This window comes from Streptomyces sp. SID3343 (assembly GCF_009865215.1).
Lineage (GTDB): Bacteria > Actinomycetota > Actinomycetes > Streptomycetales > Streptomycetaceae > Embleya.
In genome coordinates, this window is record NZ_WWJX01000406.1 from 1 (window position 1) to 607 (window position 607).

The window sequence follows — 607 nt, forward strand, 5'->3', positions numbered from 1 at the left end:
CGCCGGGGCGCACGTCGTGCGATGTGCGCAACCGGCGCGATCGGCCGACCTCCGCGGCCGGGTCCGCGCGTCCGATGCCGTGATCGTGGTCGCGCCCACGCACGACGGTGAGCCGGGGCCGGACACGGCGAAGGCGGTCGCGGACTCGTCGTGGGAGGTGATCCGCGCCATCCGCGAACTCGCCCGCCGGCCCGCGGGCGACGCTCCTCGGTTGTGGTGCGTGACGGGGGCCTGGGACGGCGCGGACCGGGGTCCGGTGGCACACGCCGCGCTGCGCGGACTGAGTCGGGTCGCCGCGGGCGAGTACCCGGGGCTGTGGGGCGGTCTGGTCCACCGCGACGACGGGACCGACGGGGACCGCGCCTGCCGCGACCTGCTCGAAGTGCTCGCCCGGGACGCGGGCGAGGAGGTGCTGCGGTTGTCGAACGCCGGCCCGCTGCGGCCCCGGCTCGTCGCCGCCCCGGCCTCGGAGCACCCCGCTCCCGGGTGTACTCCCGACGGGACGTATCTGATCACCGGCGGCCTGGGGGCCCTGGGCCTGCGCTTCGCCGAACACCTGGTGGACCAGGGGGCTCGGCGGCTGGTGCTGGTCGGCCGGCAGGCCCTG

1 protein-coding gene is annotated in these 607 nt (G+C 77.4%); it reads left to right on the top strand.

The annotated features are described in order from the left end of the window. Positions 1-85: 85 nt before the first annotated feature. On the top strand, positions 86-607 hold a 522-nt coding region (locus GT354_RS56490), incomplete at its 3' end, for a KR domain-containing protein (protein ID WP_161356528.1).